The following is a 13,895-nucleotide window of genomic DNA, read 5'->3' on the forward strand; positions in this document are numbered from 1 at the left end:
GTATAGATCACGGGGCCGGCTTGCCGCCTCAGCTGAGCCGTTCGAGGACCATGGCCATGCCCTGGCCGCCGCCGACGCACATGGTTTCTACGCCGAACTGCCTGTCGTGGGTGCGCAGGTTGTTCAGCAGAGTCGTGGTGATGCGGGCGCCGGTCATGCCGAACGGGTGGCCGAGGGCGATGGCGCCGCCGGAAACGTTGAGGGTGTCCTCGTCAATCTTCAGTGCGCGGGCCGAACCGAGGACCTGAACGGCGAAGGCCTCGTTGATCTCGAACAGGTCGATGTCGCTGATGCTCATCTCCGCCCGGTCCAGCGCCCGCGTCACTGCCTCGACCGGTCCCAGGCCCATGATTTCCGGCGACAACCCCGACACCGCGGTGGAGACGATTCGCGCCAGCGGCGTCAGCCCGAGCGCCTTGGCCTTCGTGTCGGACATGATGACCAGCGCGGCGGCGCCGTCGTTGAGGGGGCACGCGTTGCCGGCGGTGACGGTGCCGTCGGGCCGGAACACCGGCTTCAGCTGGCTGATGCCCTCGTACGTGGTGCCGGCGCGGGGGCCGTCGTCGGTGTTGACGACGGTGCCGTCGGGGAGGGTGACCGGGGTGATCTCCCGTGTGAAGAAGCCGTTCTTGATGGCCTCTTCAGCGCGGTTCTGCGAGCGCACCGCCCAGCGGTCCTGCTCCTCGCGGGAGATCCCCGTCGCCGACGCGACGTTCTCCGCGGTCTGCCCCATCCCGATGTAGACATCGGGGAGCAGCCCCTGTTCGCGCGGATCGGACCATTGCAGCCCGCCCTGCGCGAACTCGGTCGTGCGCCCCTGGGCTTCGGCGAACCGCTCGTTCTTGGTGTTCGGCAGGCCGTCGGCGTTGCCGGTGACGAAACTCGACACCGACTCCACCCCGGCGGAGACGAACACGTCGCCCTCCCCGGCACGGATCGCGTGTAACGCCATGCGGGTGGTCTGCAGCGACGACGAACAATAGCGGTTCACGGTGACGCCGGGCAGGAAGTCGTAACCCAGCTCCACCGCGACGACGCGGGCGATGTTGAAGCCCGACTGGCCCGCGGGCTGGCCGCACCCGAGAAGGAGGTCGTCGATCTCCGCAGGGTCGAGTGCGGGCACCTGCGCCAACGCCGCCGCGACCATCTGCGTGGCCAATTCGTCCGGGCGGATGCTCTGCAGCGAGCCTTTGCCGGCGCGGCCGATCGGTGAGCGGACCGCGGAGACGATGACTGCCTCTGGCATGAAATAACTCCTTGTCGAATTGGGTGGATGTACGTATGAGGATCGGGGGCGTTACCGTTCGTCCGAGGGCGCGACATCGTAGCGATCGACGATCGTCCCCGGGCCCGCGAACGCCTCGGCGACCATCTGATGGCCGAGGAACTGTGCACCGTCGGACCTGTACATCGCGGCGCAGGCACCCTGGTCCCATTCGATCGCTCGCAAGCTGTCGGCGATGGCATCGTGGTCCGAGACCGTTCCGGCGGATTCCATCGCAGCCGCGAGCAATCGAACGGAGTCGTAGACCTGCGTCGCGGAAGCCGTCGGGGTTGCGCCGAACCTTGCCTGGTAGTCGGCAGCGAACGTGCGTCCGGCTGCACTGTCCCCGATTGCCGGGGCGCACGGTGTCACGGCGTGCAGGGGACGCCGTGCGTTCTCGTCAGCGAGGTTACCGGCGGTCACCAGTGGACCCGAGTTCCCCGTAATGACCGGCGTGTCGATGGCGTTCTGTGCCATCTGATTGAGCTGCAGTGCAAGCACGTTCGGGAAGGTCCACGACAGGATGACATCCGAGTCCCGCAGATCCAGAATCGTTCCGGTAAGGTCGGTCACCGTCGGTGGTACGTAGCGGACCGTGCCCAGCTCGAGTCCAGCCGCTTCGATCGCGGCGATCGAATTCTCTGCGGATACCCTGCCGAAGGTCTCGTCAGTGGCGACGATGCCGATCCGTTTCCCACCCAGCTTGCTCGCGAGGGAAACGGCGTTCGTTGCACGCGCGGTGTCATCGGGGTTGACCGAGAACAGCCATTCGCTTCCGGCCTCGGCACCTCGGGCAAGCTTGCCGTCGCTGCTGATGTGAATCATCGGGATCGCCGCCGAGTCGACATCGCGGGTGAGGGCCTCCAAAGATCCGCCCCCGGGAAAGCCGATGATCGCGCTCGGGTTCTCGTCGACTGCCTTGAGGAAGGCCGTTCGTGCGGCCTGCGGATCCGTGACGGACGCGGGAATCCTTCGGTAGTCCATTGGCTTTCCCAGGACGCCCCCGGCTCGGTTGATCGCGTCGACGGCCATCTGTGCGCCGTTGTTGTAATCGTTCAACGCGTTCGGAGAGTCGCCCTTGATCTCGATGAGCCCCACGACGGTCGCCTGTTCCGGGCCACCGGACGTCGAGGATCCCTCGGAGCTGCAGGCGGCAGTCACCAGCATCAGGGCCGCTGCCGGTGCAATCATCCAGCTCGATCGGAGACGCCACCGAACACTGTGTGATTTCATATGAACTCCTTCTACTTGTCAGTCGGCGACGACTTCGAGACTGATCTCGATTCGGCATCTGATTGACCCAGATAGCTTGCAAGGACTGAGCTTCGGTCTGCCAGCTCCGCGGAGTCACCTTGCATCGTGAACCGGCCGTCGGCGAGTACGTATCCGCGCCTTGCCAACGCGAGGGCATCAGAGGTGTTCTGCTCGACCAGCAGCATGGTCGTTCGGGTGGCGACTTCCCTCAACGCCTTGTAGACCGTCCTGACAATCGCTGGAGCGAGCCCGAGCGAGGGTTCGTCGAGTAGGAGTAGGCGGGGCGACGCCACAAGTGCGCGACCGAGCGCCACCATCTGCTGTTCGCCACCGGACAGAGCGTAGCCCTGCCGTTTTCGCATCCGCGCCAGTGCGGGAAAGAGGGTGTAGACGTCGTCGTAGCCATACCCCTTCGGTCTCCCGGCCCGGGCGTGCGCGCCCATTTGCAGGTTCTCGTGGACCGACAGGGTTGGGAAGATGTGTCGACCTTCGGGTACGTGTATCAGGCCGGCTCTGCTGAGGTCTGCCGGCGTCTGATTGTCGATTCGCTGCCCATCGAAGTGGATCGATCCTTCGTAGGGCACCAGCTGCGAGATGCTCCGGAGCAGGGAGGATTTTCCAGCGCCGTTCGGTCCGAGCAGGCAGACTGTTTCGTTCACGTCGATGCTGAAGTCGACGCCGCGGACCGCGTGCGTCGCCCCGTATCGGATGTCGAGTCCGGACACTTCAAGCATCATGTGCCACTCCCAGGTAAGCGTCCATGACGCGGTCGTCGGCCCACACCTGCGACGGGATCCCCTGGGCTATCAGCCGACCGACCTCGAGGACGAGAATGCGGTCACAGAGCGAATCGATGAAGTCGATCTTGTGATCGACGACGAGGATCGTGGTCCCTTCGTTCCTGATCTGTATCAGGAGATCGTGCAGATTGCGGGTCTCCGCGTCGTTGAGTCCGGCGCTGGGCTCGTCGAGCATGAGGACCCGCGGCGCGCCGGTGAGAGCACGTGCCAGCTCCAACAGTCGTTGTTCTCCGTACGTGAGCTGGCCTGCCGGACGCGCATCGGCCCCGGGAAGGCCGACGCGCGCGAGTTGGCTGCGGGCGTCAGCTAGTCGGCCGGTTTCGTGACGCCACATGGCCGGTCGCCGAAACCACGCCGACGCGAGGGTGCGGCCACCGGGTTCGGCCGCACCGAGCATCACGTTCTCGACGCAGCTGAGATTCGGACAGAGTTGCGGAGCCTGAAAGACCCGGATCAGTCGCGCTCGTCGTGAATGCGACGGGCGACCGAGCTTGATCGCTCGACCGCCGGCGGTGAGGGTGCCGTACGCGGGGACGACCCCGGTCAAAGCATTGAGCAGGGTCGTCTTTCCACTGCCGTTGGGCCCGATCAGGCCAACGATCTCCCCCGCGGCTATCTCGAAGCTGACCTGGTCGACAGCGGTCACCCCGCCGAAGTGGACCGAGAGATCGTGCACTGCGATGCCCTCGCCGTGGGTCGTCATGATGCCGCCGATCGCGGATGACTCGTCCGCCGCCACTGGGTGATCGTGTCGGCGAGACCGATGAGACCGCTGGGAAAGATCAGGATGATGACCAGCAGCAGCGCTCCGTACAGGATGGACATGTACTGCTGCAGACCCGAGAGCAGCTCGGGTACCGCGACGTAGAACGCTGCGCCGACGAGCGCCCCCCAATGGGACGCGAGGCCGCCGAGAATGACCATGAGGAACAGGCCGATTCCGAGGTTCAATCCGAATGAGTCGACTCCGATGAAGCCTTGCCAGTGGGTGATCAGGGCCCCTGCGAGGCCGCCGACGGCGGAGCCGGTGACGAACGTCGTCATACGTAGTGGATCGACGGATACTCCGAGTGTCTTCGACACCGTGGGCATGTCCCGCACCGCGGTGAGGTCGCGGGCGACCGGCGATCGTGAGATCCAGATTGTCAGAAGCAGTAACGCGGTGAGGACAGCCGCGAGGAGCCAGAAGACTTCACCATCGGTCCTCAGCTCGTGTCCGAAGAAGACCGGGTAGCTGATGCCGGTGATATTCCCGTTGGTCCCGGTGAAAGATGACGTCTTGCCGAACAGCACAACGCCGATCTCGGTGACGGCCAAGGTGCCGAGCGCAAAATAGAAGTGCTCCGTCCGCCACAACACGGTCCCGACGGCGAGCGCGGCCACGGCGGTCACGACCAGTGCAGCGAGCACGCAGCCGAGAAATCCGACACCGTTGCGGTCGAAGAATGCGGTGGTGTAGCCGCCGAGCGCCATCATGAATGTCTGAGAGAACGCGAACCTGCCACCCAGCGCAAAGATCCAGTAGAACCCGAGCGCGGCGATCGAGTAGACGAGCCAGAGGTTCAGGAGGTTGGCGGAGCTGCCCTTGCTGACGACCTGTGAACACAGCAGCGCCAGCAGCACGACCGCCGAAAGGGTGGCGTACTGACCGCGTTTGTACAGGCTGGTGGCCGATCTCGCCAACTCGAGTGCCTTCACAAGCGGGCCGCCGTTCGGCCGAGAAGCCCCTGCGGTCGCAGTCCGAGAATGGCCAGCATGGCGACGTAGGGCAGGATCGATGCGTAGTCGTGGAGCACATAACCTCCGATGAGATACTGGATCACCCCGATTGCCGACGCGCCGATCAGCACGCCCCAGAGGTTGCCGAATCCGCCGAGGACCGCGGCCGCGAACGCCGCCAACATGATCGTGAAACCGAAATTCAGGTCGAGGCTCGACAGCGGGGCAACCAGGATCCCGGCCAGCGCTGCGAGCGCCGCCGACAAACCCCACGCCGCCAGGCTGATCCGTGCGGTCCGCACACCATAGAGCTCCGCGGTCTCCCGGTCACTCGCCAAGGCCCGCAATTGTCGTCCGAAGCTGCTGTAACCGAAGACATGGATCACTGCTGCGATGCAGACGAGCGCGACGACGATGATGAGTATCCGTTGAGCGGCGATGGGAGTGCCCAGGACGGTGACTACTGCGCCGTCCACCGGCGACGGGAGGCGCTGCGGCGCGCTCCCCTGCCACAAAGAGATGAAGGCGCGAATAACGAGTGCGGCGGCGAGGGTGGCAATGAGCACGATCAGATGCGGCCGCCGCCGTAGCGGCGCGTAGGCGACCCGTTCGAGCCCCATTCCGATCAGTCCCATCGTGATCACCGCGAGCAGATAACCCACAACCGGGGCAGAGCCGAGATCGGTGATGAACCAGAGAGCAACATAGCCGCTCAATGTGATCAGATCCCCGTGTGCGAAGTTGACGACTCCCGTTGCCTTGTACAGGACTAGAAAGCCCAGCGCTGCCAGGGCCAGAACGGCGCCGTAAGCGGCGGCGCTGAACGCCAGTGCGACGAAGGTATCCACTCGACTCCTAATTGAACAAGTGCTTGGTTGGGAAATGTAGGCGGTCGCCGATGCCATGTCAACGACTGCCTCCACCGCCAACTTGCCATTATTGGCAGTCACTGCCAATATCTGTGACATGGCTGCCCCCGGAAGACGCGAACGCAACGCAACGCGGACCCGCCGAATCCTCACCCGCACTGCCGTAGAGCTCTTCCTCGCACGCGGATTCGACGGCGTCACCGTCGAAGGCATCGCAGAGGCGGCCGAGATCTCACCACGGACGACATACCGCTACTTCCCCACAAAGGAAGACCTGGCTCTCGGCTATCTCGCCGACCTCGACGACCGTTTCCTCGAAAGTGTCAGCACCCGTCCCACTGACGAACCGCCACTGACCAGCCTTCGACGTGCCCTTGCCGACACGTGGGCCTGGCTCGAAACATCTGGAGAGTCGGAGACATACCTCGCCCTCCACACTTTCATCGAGACCCACCCCGGGCTGCTGGCCGCCAACCTCCGACGCGGCTACCAGCAAGAAGAACTTCTCGTCGCTGCCCTCCAGTCACGTCCGGCATTCCACCCGGACACTGACCTCAAAGCCCGTCTGGCCGTCGCCGCATTCGCGGGAGCATCCCGCGTCGCGCTCCTCAGATGGCGACGCTCCTCCGGCACCGTCCCCATGCTCATCCAGGAGCTCGACACCTGCATCGCGACACTTCTCCCCGCCCTCGAATCCGCGGGCGGCCACCACACCACCACGACACCCCCCTCCAAGAACCCGACAAGGAAGTCAAGACCCGCGTGACAACTACGGGAAACATCACCGAACCCTCGACACCAGCACCGTCGTCAGAACCATTCCCACGAACCAACCCCTGGGTTGCGATGATCGCAATCGCGCTCGGCGTCCTGATCGTCTCACTCGACGGAACCATTACCGCGGTTGCGAACCCCATACTCGCCCATGATCTCGGTGCCAGCCTCTCTGGCCTGCAATGGATCACGAATATCTACCTGCTGGCGATGGCCGCAACCTTGGTGCTCGCAGGAAAACTAGGCGATCGATTCGGTCGACGGACGGTATTCCTCCTCGGAATCGTCGGATTCGGTGCCGCCTCGGCCGCCATAGCATGCGCGCCCTCGGTGACGATGGTCATCACCGGCCGACTCGGGCAAGGCCTGTTCGGCGCCCTCATCATCACCAATGCGCTCGCCCTTCTGCGCGCTCTCTTTCCTGCCGAAACCCTCCCGAAGGCACTGTCGCTGTTCGCCTCTCTGATCGGAGCATCCTCGGCAGCAGGACCTCTCCTCGGGGGATTCCTCATCGAACACACGAGCTGGCGATGGGCGTTCATGATCAACGTCCCGATCGCGCTCGCATCGCTCGTCGTGGGCTTGCTCGTCCTGCCGAGACGCCAACACGTCGACTCGACGCCCTTCGACCTCGCCGGCAGCGTTCTACTCGCCGCCGCATTGCTCCCCATCACCTACGCCCTCATCCAGGCGCCGGAGGTCGGCTGGACGAACCTCGTCGTCCTCACCCTGCTGGCTGCCGGGATCGTCGCAGGCGCCGCGTTCGTCTTCGCCGAGAAACGCGCAGTCGATCCCCTTATTCCCCTGCGCCTCTTCGCCGACCGCTCGATCACCCTCGGCGTAGTGTTGACCATTATCTCGTTCTTCTCTCTCGTCGGGTCCCTCTTCTTCGTCCTCCTGTTTCTCCAGCAGATCAACGGCGACTCACCGATGACCGCCGGACTGCACATCTTGCCGCTCAGCATCGCAAACGTCGTCGCCGCGAGTAGCAGCGGATGGATCATCGATCGATTCGGCCCACGACTGCCGCTTATCGGTGGAATGCTCTTCAGTGCAGTTGGATTCGCCCTATTCACCGGGGTCGATCCGCATGGAAGTTACCTTTCGCTCGCCGTCCCCTTTACGGTGCTCGGACTGGGCGTCGGCTTGGTCATGACATCGTCGGTTCAAGCGGTGCTCGGCAACGCGGCTGTCGACGACGCCGGGCCGGCCGCCGGCATGCACCAAACGTCACTGCAGATCGGCGGCATCCTCGGCACTGCCGTGCTCGGTGCGGTGATGGCGTTCGCCGTCGCCGACAGCTTCACTACCGCGATGACAGACAACGGTGTCCCTGACGCAGTTGTCGGTGACGTGTCGGGTGAAGCCGTGCGGGCTGTCGCGCAGGGCGTTACCCCCCTTACCCCAGAGATGACGCCGCAGACAGTGACGGCCTTGCACACAGCAACTGAGACCGCCTTCATGCACGGCATGCACACCACGATGTGGGTCGGCGCCGGCGTCTCACTCGTGGGCGCCGTCTTGTCGATCGGAATCAAGCGTGGGCGCGTCGTCGAAGGCGCCCCGAGCGTCCATTGACGAAGTGGGAGGGGGCGGCACGCCGCCCCCTCCCACTTCGCATCGTTGATAATTACCTGCCTCGGCGGCGTGACTGCATGGCAACATATTCGGTCAGTTGCGCGCGAAGGGTGGGCTCGAGTCGGCGGCCGACCGGTCCATCGAGAATTCGTCGCAGCCGATCTCTGTATCCGGCTGGCGTCATGCCGAACTCGACGAGTAGATCGCCTGAGTTTCCCCCGCCGTATGGCATCCATCGACGTGCGAATTCGAGGATCTGCGCGTCCTCGATAACGGAGTCGTTCATCATGACGAAGGCTCCTTCATGTGCGACATACGGTATTGCGCCACCTGGGTGTAGAGGCGACCGGCGCGGTACGACGAGCGGACGAGCGGTCCGGCCATGACGCCGGCGAAGCCGATCTCCTCGGCGGCCTTCGAGTGCTCGACGAATTCTTCGGGCTTGACCCACCGCTCGACGGGGTGGTGCCGGGGGGAGGGGCGCAGGTACTGGGTGATGGTGAGGATGTCGCAGCCGGCGGCGTGCAGGTCTTCCATCGCCTGGTGGACCTCGTCGGGGGTCTCGCCCATGCCGAGGATGAGGTTGGACTTGGTGACCAGCCCGAAGTCGCGGGCGGCGGTGATCACGCCGAGGGAGCGTTCGTAGCGGAACGCGGGGCGGATCCGCTTGAAGATGCGGGGCACGGTCTCGAGGTTGTGGGCGAGGACCTCGGGGCGGGACTCGAAGACCTCGGCGAGCAGGTCCGGCTTGCCGTTGAAGTCGGGGATGAGGTTCTCGACGCCGGTGCCGGGGTTGAGCTGGTGGATCTGGCGGACCGTTTCGGCGTAGAGCCAGGCGCCGCCGTCGGGGAGGTCGTCGCGGGCGACGCCGGTAATGGTGGAGTACCGCAGTCCCATCGCCTGCACGAATTCGGCGACGCGGCGGGGCTCGTCCCGGTCGAGGTCGGTGGGTTTGCCGGTGTCGATCTGGCAGAAGTCGCAGCGGCGGGTGCATTGTTCGCCGCCGATGAGGAACGTCGCCTCGCGGTCTTCCCAGCATTCGTAGATGTTGGGGCAGCCGGCTTCTTCGCAGACGGTGTGCAAACCCTCGCGTTTGACGAGGCCCTTGAGCTCGGAGTATTCCGGGCCCATCTTCGCTCTCGTCTTGATCCAGTTCGGTTTGCGTTCGATCGGAGTCTCCGCGTTCCGGACCTCGAGGCGGAGCAGCTTCCGACCGTTCGCCTCGGGGAAATTGTGTTCCGATTTCATTCCTGCACCTCGTTAACGGACTATCGAGGTGCCATGCGGAGGGCACCGTCCATACGAATGGTCTCGCCGTTGAGATAGTCGTGTTCGACGATCATCTGAGCGAGTTGCGCGTACTCGGCGGGCTGGGCCAGCCGCGACGGGAACGGGACACCGGCCTCGAGGCCCTGGCGGTATTCGTCGGTGACGCCGGCAAGCATCGGGGTGTCGACGATTCCGGGGGCGATGGTGTTGACGCGGATCCCGAACTGCGCGAGGTCGCGGGCGGCGGGGACCGTCATCCCGTGCACGCCACCCTTCGACGCCGAATACGCGATCTGGCCGACCTGGCCCTCGAACGCGGCGACGGAGGCGGTGTTGATGACGACGCCACGCTGCCCGGACTCGTCGACCGTGTCCGTCTTGGATATCGCGTCGGCGGCCAGGCGCATCACGTTGAACGTGCCGAGCAGGTTGACTGTGATCACGGTGCGGAACAACTCCAGGTCGTGCGGACCCTTCTTCGACAGGATCCGGCTCGCCCAGCCGACACCGGCGCAGTTGACGGCGATCCTCAGCGGCACAACCGATTCCACGATCTTCTCGATCGCGGCCTGAACCTCGTCGCCGCTGGTGACGTCGGTCGCGAGGAGGGTCACACCATCGGGGACGTTGTTCCCGGCGCGCTCGATCGACTGCTGCAGGTCGAGTCCGAACACGGTGGCGCCGGCGCCGGCGAGGCGCTTGGCGGTGGCGGCACCGAGGCCCGAGGCGGCTCCGGTGACCACGGCGGCGGAATCTGCGATCTTCAACGTTTCTTTCTCCTGCTCTATGTTTGTTATTTGCCTGAATCAGGCGGCTGGGCCCGGTGCGTGAAGAACCGATCGCGATCCCCTGTCCCCGTGCCGGGTCCCGCATCGGATTCCCTCACCGGCACCGATGGTTGGGGTCAGGAACGCACGGCGGACGGGGTGGCGTGCTTACGCAGTTCCCGGGTGGCCAGCACCATCCGGTGGACTTCGTCGGCGCCATCGATGAAGCGCATCGTCCTGGCCTGAGCCCAGAGCATCGCGAGGGGGTGGTCCTGTGTCATGCCGCCGGCACCGTGAACCTGGATCGCCTTGTCGAGAACCCAGCTGACGGCGTCGGGTGCGGCGACCTTGATCGCCGAGATCTCGGACCGCGCTTCCCGCGCACCGACGGTGTCGATCAGCCACGCGGTCCGCAGCACGAACAGTCGGAGTTGATCGATCTTCACCCGTGATTCGGCAATCCAGTGCTGGATGATGCCCTGATCGGCGAGCCGCTTGCCGAAAGCTGTCCGTTCGTTGGCCCGGCGGCACATCAGCTCGATCGCACGCTCGGCCATGCCGATCATGCGCATGCAGTGGTGGATGCGGCCGGGTCCGAGCCGGGCCTGCGCCAGTGCCTGCCCGCGACCGCGTTCGCCGAGCAGGTTCTCTTTGGGCACTCGCACGTTGTCGAACCGCACCTCCGCATGCCCGCCGTGTGCTCCGTGGGTGAAGCCAAACATGGACAGGCCCCGTTCGAACGTCACGCCTGGCGTTTCGCGCGGGACGAGCACGAGGCTGTGGCGGGACCGTGGGTCCGCGCCTGGGTCCGATACACCCATGACGACCAAAAGCCCGCACGCACTGCTCATCGCCCCGGTCGACCACCACTTGCGGCCGTTGACGACCCAGTGGTCGCCGTCATCGGTGACAGTGGTTGTCAGGTTCGACGGATCCGACGACGAGATATCCGGCTCGGTCATGCAATAGGCGGATCGGATGGAGCCGTCGAGAAGCGGGTCGAGCCACCGTTGCTGTTGCTCTTCTGTCCCGAACAGGCAGAGAAGTTCCATGTTCCCAGTGTCGGGTGGATTGCAGTTGAATGCTTCCGGCGCCACCTCGGGGCTCCAGCCGGTCAATTCCGCAATCGGAGCGTACTGCAGGTTCGACAGCCCTGCGCCGCGGGGATCGTGTGGGAGAAACAGATTCCACAGCCCCTGCACCTTGGCTTCCTTCTTGAGGTCCGCCATGATCGCAGGGCGCTCCCACTGCAGGTCACCCGCAGCGGGGTTGTCATGGAAGTGCTTCTCGGCGGGGAAGATGAAGTCGTCCATGAATGTGGAGACCCGATCACGCAACTGGGTGGTTGTCGGGTCGAAGGTGAAATCCATGTCAGTCCTATGTTTTTGGTTCTCGGCCGACGTAACGCGGCTCAGCTATTCGACGGCGTGCGAACCCGTCAGGGCAGCGCCGCGACACCACGTTCGGCCAGAGGCTGGACCATCGTGCCGATGTTCTCGAAGCCGTCGCCTACGGTCTCGCCGTTGATGAATCGCAAGTGGATGCCTTCCAGGATGACGGCCATCTTGTAGAACGCGAAGCTCGAGTACCAGCCCAGTTCGCTGACGTCGAATCCGGTCGTACTGGCGTATCGCTCGACGAGTTCGTCGAAGGAAGGGTATGCGGCGTGTGTGGAGGGGGTTCCGGCGATCGGGTTGTCGATGCCCTCCCACCCGGACCAGAACAGGTGCACCAGGCCGAGGTCGGTCAACGGATCGCCGATCGTGGACATCTCCCAGTCGAGAACCGCGGCGATGCGAGGCTGATCGGCAACCTGCGCGATCATGTTGTCGAACCGGAAATCACCATGGACGATCGCCGACTGCGACGACGCGGGCACCTGCTCGCCCAGTTGTCGTCCGAGCCGCTCGAGTAGTGGGAGCTCCCGCGATTTCGATGCCGTGAGCTGCTTCGTCCAGCGGCGTACCTGTCGGTCGAGAAATCCGGCTGGGCGACCGAATGTTCCCAGGCCCAGCGCAGTGTGGTCGCGGGTGTGCAACGCCGAAAGGCAATCGATGTATGCGAACGACAAGGGCTGCCGCTGTGTCGATTCGACCTCGGCAAAGTCACCGTCGGTTCGTAGCACCTCCCCCTCGATCTTGTCCATTACGTAGTAATTGCCGCCGGCGTGGCCGGCATCGTCGTCTGCGAACACGATTCGCGGGACAGGAACGGGACTGTTCGCAAGCGCACGCTGGACGGCGACCTCGCGGCTCATGTCGTGCGCAGTTTCGAGCCGGTGCCCGATCGGCGGGCGCCGCAGAATCCATTTGCGGCCCGAGCTGGCAAGTTCGAACGTGAGATTCGACCTTCCACCGGCGAGAAGACGAACGCTGAGTTCGTCAGCAGGGTCCAGTTCGAAGAGTTCCTCGAGCTTGGCCCGCACGAGGGACAGATTGAAGGGCGCCGATCGCGCGATCTCGTCGACTTGATTCATGATTTCCTCGATATGAGTTGGAGGGAAGAAGTTTTCAGCCGGTGGGGACGATTCCCGTACCTACGGGAAGGTCGTTGCGCACAAGGATCTTCACGTGGTCGATCGTGCTGCCGTCGCTGGGTCGAAGGGCAGCGAAGACATCCTCGACTGCGTCGAGGCTGGCATAGCCGGTCACCATCAGGGATGGGTCGAATCGCTCGTTGATCAGGTGATCGAAGGTCCGCTCGAACGCCCCATATGTGGCCTCGCCGCGTCCCGGGCCTCCCACGAACTCCAGCGAAATGTTTCTCAGGATGCCCGCGACCGGTCGGATCGTCTCGGGGCGCATGGCGGAACCGACGATCATGATCCGGGAGTACTTCGGTGCGGTGGTCATCAACTCCCGGACGATGCCTCGAGCACCGGAGGCCTCGAACACGAAAGTCTGTGCCGTTGGGTCGAGTTCCTTGGCGAGAACCGTCATCGGATCCGTCTCGAGCGGGTTCACGGCGACGTCGGCGCCATAGGCCAGCGCGAGTTCTCGACGCTTCCCCGACGGGTCCGAGGCAACGATGGGGTGCACACCCCGGACGGAAAGCTCGATTATCGCACCCAGACCGACCGGTCCGCATCCTGTGACGACTGCAGCCGATTCGGCCGTGATCCCCGACCGCTGCACGGCGTTGACTCCGGTAGCGAGGGGTTCGGTCACCGCCGCGGTGACCGGATCGACACCCGCCGGGATTTTCAGGTGACCGCCGGCCTGCACGACGCTCGTCTCCGCCAGCGCTCCAGGTGAGGAATCGCAGTAACCGACGGTGTGGGGCGCCCCGTCGGCTGTGATGACCCACGGCAGCGCCACGATCAGGTCACCGACCTGGTAGTCGGTGACGCCTTCGCCGAGTGCTTCGACACGCGCGCTGAATTCGTGCCCGAACACCACATCCTCGCACGGATCGAACAACTCGCCCGGCACGTCGGCTTCGCGGTGGGCGGCAAGGAAGTCGTCGGTGTGCTGCCACGCCGACAGGTCGCTCCCGCAGACACCGGTCGCGACCGGCGCGACCAAGAGCTGTCCGGGCCCGGCTGCCGGTGCGGCAACGTCGGTGTACACAATGGCTCCTCGGCGAAGAACTGCCGCCTTCA

The 13,895-nt window shown here is 64.5% G+C and carries 13 protein-coding genes and 1 pseudogene; 2 read left to right on the top strand and 12 right to left on the bottom strand.

Annotated features, from left to right (window positions below; genetic code table 11):
- Positions 1-28: 28 nt before the first annotated feature.
- The 6 genes from I1A62_RS24500 to I1A62_RS24525 are packed head-to-tail and all read right to left on the bottom strand — an operon-like array spanning position 29 to position 5,987.
- The gene (locus I1A62_RS24500; protein WP_219460521.1) at positions 29-1,246 is read right to left on the bottom strand and encodes an acetyl-CoA C-acetyltransferase; all 1,218 of its coding nucleotides are present in this window, start codon (positions 1,244-1,246) and stop codon (positions 29-31) included.
- Between the two features lie 51 nt (positions 1,247-1,297).
- Positions 1,298-2,455, bottom strand: a complete 1,158-nt coding sequence (locus I1A62_RS24505) for an ABC transporter substrate-binding protein (protein ID WP_219460523.1) — start codon at positions 2,453-2,455, stop codon at positions 1,298-1,300.
- Positions 2,456-2,508: 53 nt separating this feature from the next.
- Positions 2,509-3,255, bottom strand: coding sequence for an ABC transporter ATP-binding protein (locus I1A62_RS24510; RefSeq protein WP_219460524.1), 747 nt, complete (start codon positions 3,253-3,255; stop codon positions 2,509-2,511).
- Positions 3,245-4,021: an ABC transporter ATP-binding protein gene (locus I1A62_RS24515; protein ID WP_219460526.1), complete on the bottom strand. Its 777-nt coding sequence runs from the start codon at positions 4,019-4,021 to the stop codon at positions 3,245-3,247. Before I1A62_RS24515 ends, I1A62_RS24510 begins: the two co-directional genes overlap by 11 nt.
- Entirely contained in the window at positions 4,018-5,001 is a 984-nt protein-coding gene (locus I1A62_RS24520; protein WP_219460527.1) for a branched-chain amino acid ABC transporter permease, read from the bottom strand. Before I1A62_RS24520 ends, I1A62_RS24515 begins: the two co-directional genes overlap by 4 nt.
- Before the next feature lie 11 nt (positions 5,002-5,012).
- Positions 5,013-5,987, bottom strand: coding sequence for a branched-chain amino acid ABC transporter permease (locus I1A62_RS24525; protein ID WP_219460529.1), 975 nt, complete (start codon positions 5,985-5,987; stop codon positions 5,013-5,015).
- Positions 5,988-6,003: 16 nt separating this feature from the next.
- Here I1A62_RS24525 and I1A62_RS24530 point away from each other — a divergent pair, with 16 nt between their 5' ends.
- On the top strand, positions 6,004-6,672 hold the full coding sequence (locus I1A62_RS24530) for a TetR/AcrR family transcriptional regulator (protein ID WP_219460531.1): 669 nt from the start codon (positions 6,004-6,006) through the stop codon (positions 6,670-6,672).
- Between the two features lie 80 nt (positions 6,673-6,752).
- Positions 6,753-8,258, top strand: coding sequence for a DHA2 family efflux MFS transporter permease subunit (locus I1A62_RS24535; RefSeq protein WP_219460532.1), 1,506 nt, complete (start codon positions 6,753-6,755; stop codon positions 8,256-8,258).
- A gap of 52 nt (positions 8,259-8,310) precedes the next feature.
- Here I1A62_RS24535 and I1A62_RS24540 read toward each other — a convergent pair whose 3' ends face one another.
- The 6 genes and pseudogenes from I1A62_RS24540 to I1A62_RS24565 all read right to left on the bottom strand — a co-directional run bounded on the left by I1A62_RS24540 (position 8,311) and on the right by I1A62_RS24565 (position 13,863).
- Positions 8,311-8,547, bottom strand: a complete 237-nt coding sequence (locus tag I1A62_RS24540; RefSeq protein WP_219460534.1) for a DUF3263 domain-containing protein — start codon at positions 8,545-8,547, stop codon at positions 8,311-8,313.
- 41 nt (positions 8,548-8,588) lie between these two features.
- A pseudogene (gene lipA, locus I1A62_RS24545) lies at positions 8,589-9,506 on the bottom strand (lipoyl synthase); the annotation flags it as partial.
- A gap of 20 nt (positions 9,507-9,526) precedes the next feature.
- The gene (locus I1A62_RS24550) at positions 9,527-10,294 is read right to left on the bottom strand and encodes an SDR family NAD(P)-dependent oxidoreductase (protein ID WP_219460538.1); all 768 of its coding nucleotides are present in this window, start codon (positions 10,292-10,294) and stop codon (positions 9,527-9,529) included.
- A 137-nt stretch (positions 10,295-10,431) separates the two neighbouring features.
- Positions 10,432-11,664, bottom strand: a complete 1,233-nt coding sequence (locus I1A62_RS24555) for an acyl-CoA dehydrogenase family protein (RefSeq protein WP_219460543.1) — start codon at positions 11,662-11,664, stop codon at positions 10,432-10,434.
- 68 nt (positions 11,665-11,732) lie between these two features.
- On the bottom strand, positions 11,733-12,770 hold the full coding sequence (locus I1A62_RS24560) for a phosphotransferase family protein (RefSeq protein ID WP_219460546.1): 1,038 nt from the start codon (positions 12,768-12,770) through the stop codon (positions 11,733-11,735).
- A 34-nt stretch (positions 12,771-12,804) separates the two neighbouring features.
- A complete protein-coding gene (locus tag I1A62_RS24565; RefSeq protein ID WP_257890910.1) occupies positions 12,805-13,863 on the bottom strand; it encodes an alcohol dehydrogenase catalytic domain-containing protein in 1,059 nt (352 codons plus the stop codon).
- Positions 13,864-13,895 lie beyond the last annotated feature (32 nt).

It is taken from the genome of Rhodococcus sp. USK10, assembly GCF_019378875.1.
Lineage (GTDB): Bacteria > Actinomycetota > Actinomycetes > Mycobacteriales > Mycobacteriaceae > Rhodococcus_F > Rhodococcus_F pseudokoreensis.

Bases quoted from the DNA above. Each gene is read 5' to 3' on its own strand.
- I1A62_RS24500 (WP_219460521.1), bottom strand. From the start codon at position 1,246: ATGCCAGAGGCAGTCATCGTCTCCGCGGTCCGCTCACCGATCGGCCGC.
- I1A62_RS24505 (WP_219460523.1), bottom strand. From the start codon at position 2,455: ATGATTGCACCGGCAGCGGCCCTGATGCTGGTGACTGCCGCCTGCAGC.
- I1A62_RS24510 (WP_219460524.1), bottom strand. From the start codon at position 3,255: ATGATGCTTGAAGTGTCCGGACTCGACATCCGATACGGGGCGACGCAC.
- I1A62_RS24515 (WP_219460526.1), bottom strand. From the start codon at position 4,021: ATGACGACCCACGGCGAGGGCATCGCAGTGCACGATCTCTCGGTCCAC.
- I1A62_RS24530 (WP_219460531.1), top strand. From the start codon at position 6,004: ATGGCTGCCCCCGGAAGACGCGAACGCAACGCAACGCGGACCCGCCGA.
- I1A62_RS24535 (WP_219460532.1), top strand. From the start codon at position 6,753: ATGATCGCAATCGCGCTCGGCGTCCTGATCGTCTCACTCGACGGAACC.
- I1A62_RS24540 (WP_219460534.1), bottom strand. From the start codon at position 8,547: ATGATGAACGACTCCGTTATCGAGGACGCGCAGATCCTCGAATTCGCA.
- I1A62_RS24555 (WP_219460543.1), bottom strand. From the start codon at position 11,664: ATGGATTTCACCTTCGACCCGACAACCACCCAGTTGCGTGATCGGGTC.
- I1A62_RS24560 (WP_219460546.1), bottom strand. From the start codon at position 12,770: ATGAATCAAGTCGACGAGATCGCGCGATCGGCGCCCTTCAATCTGTCC.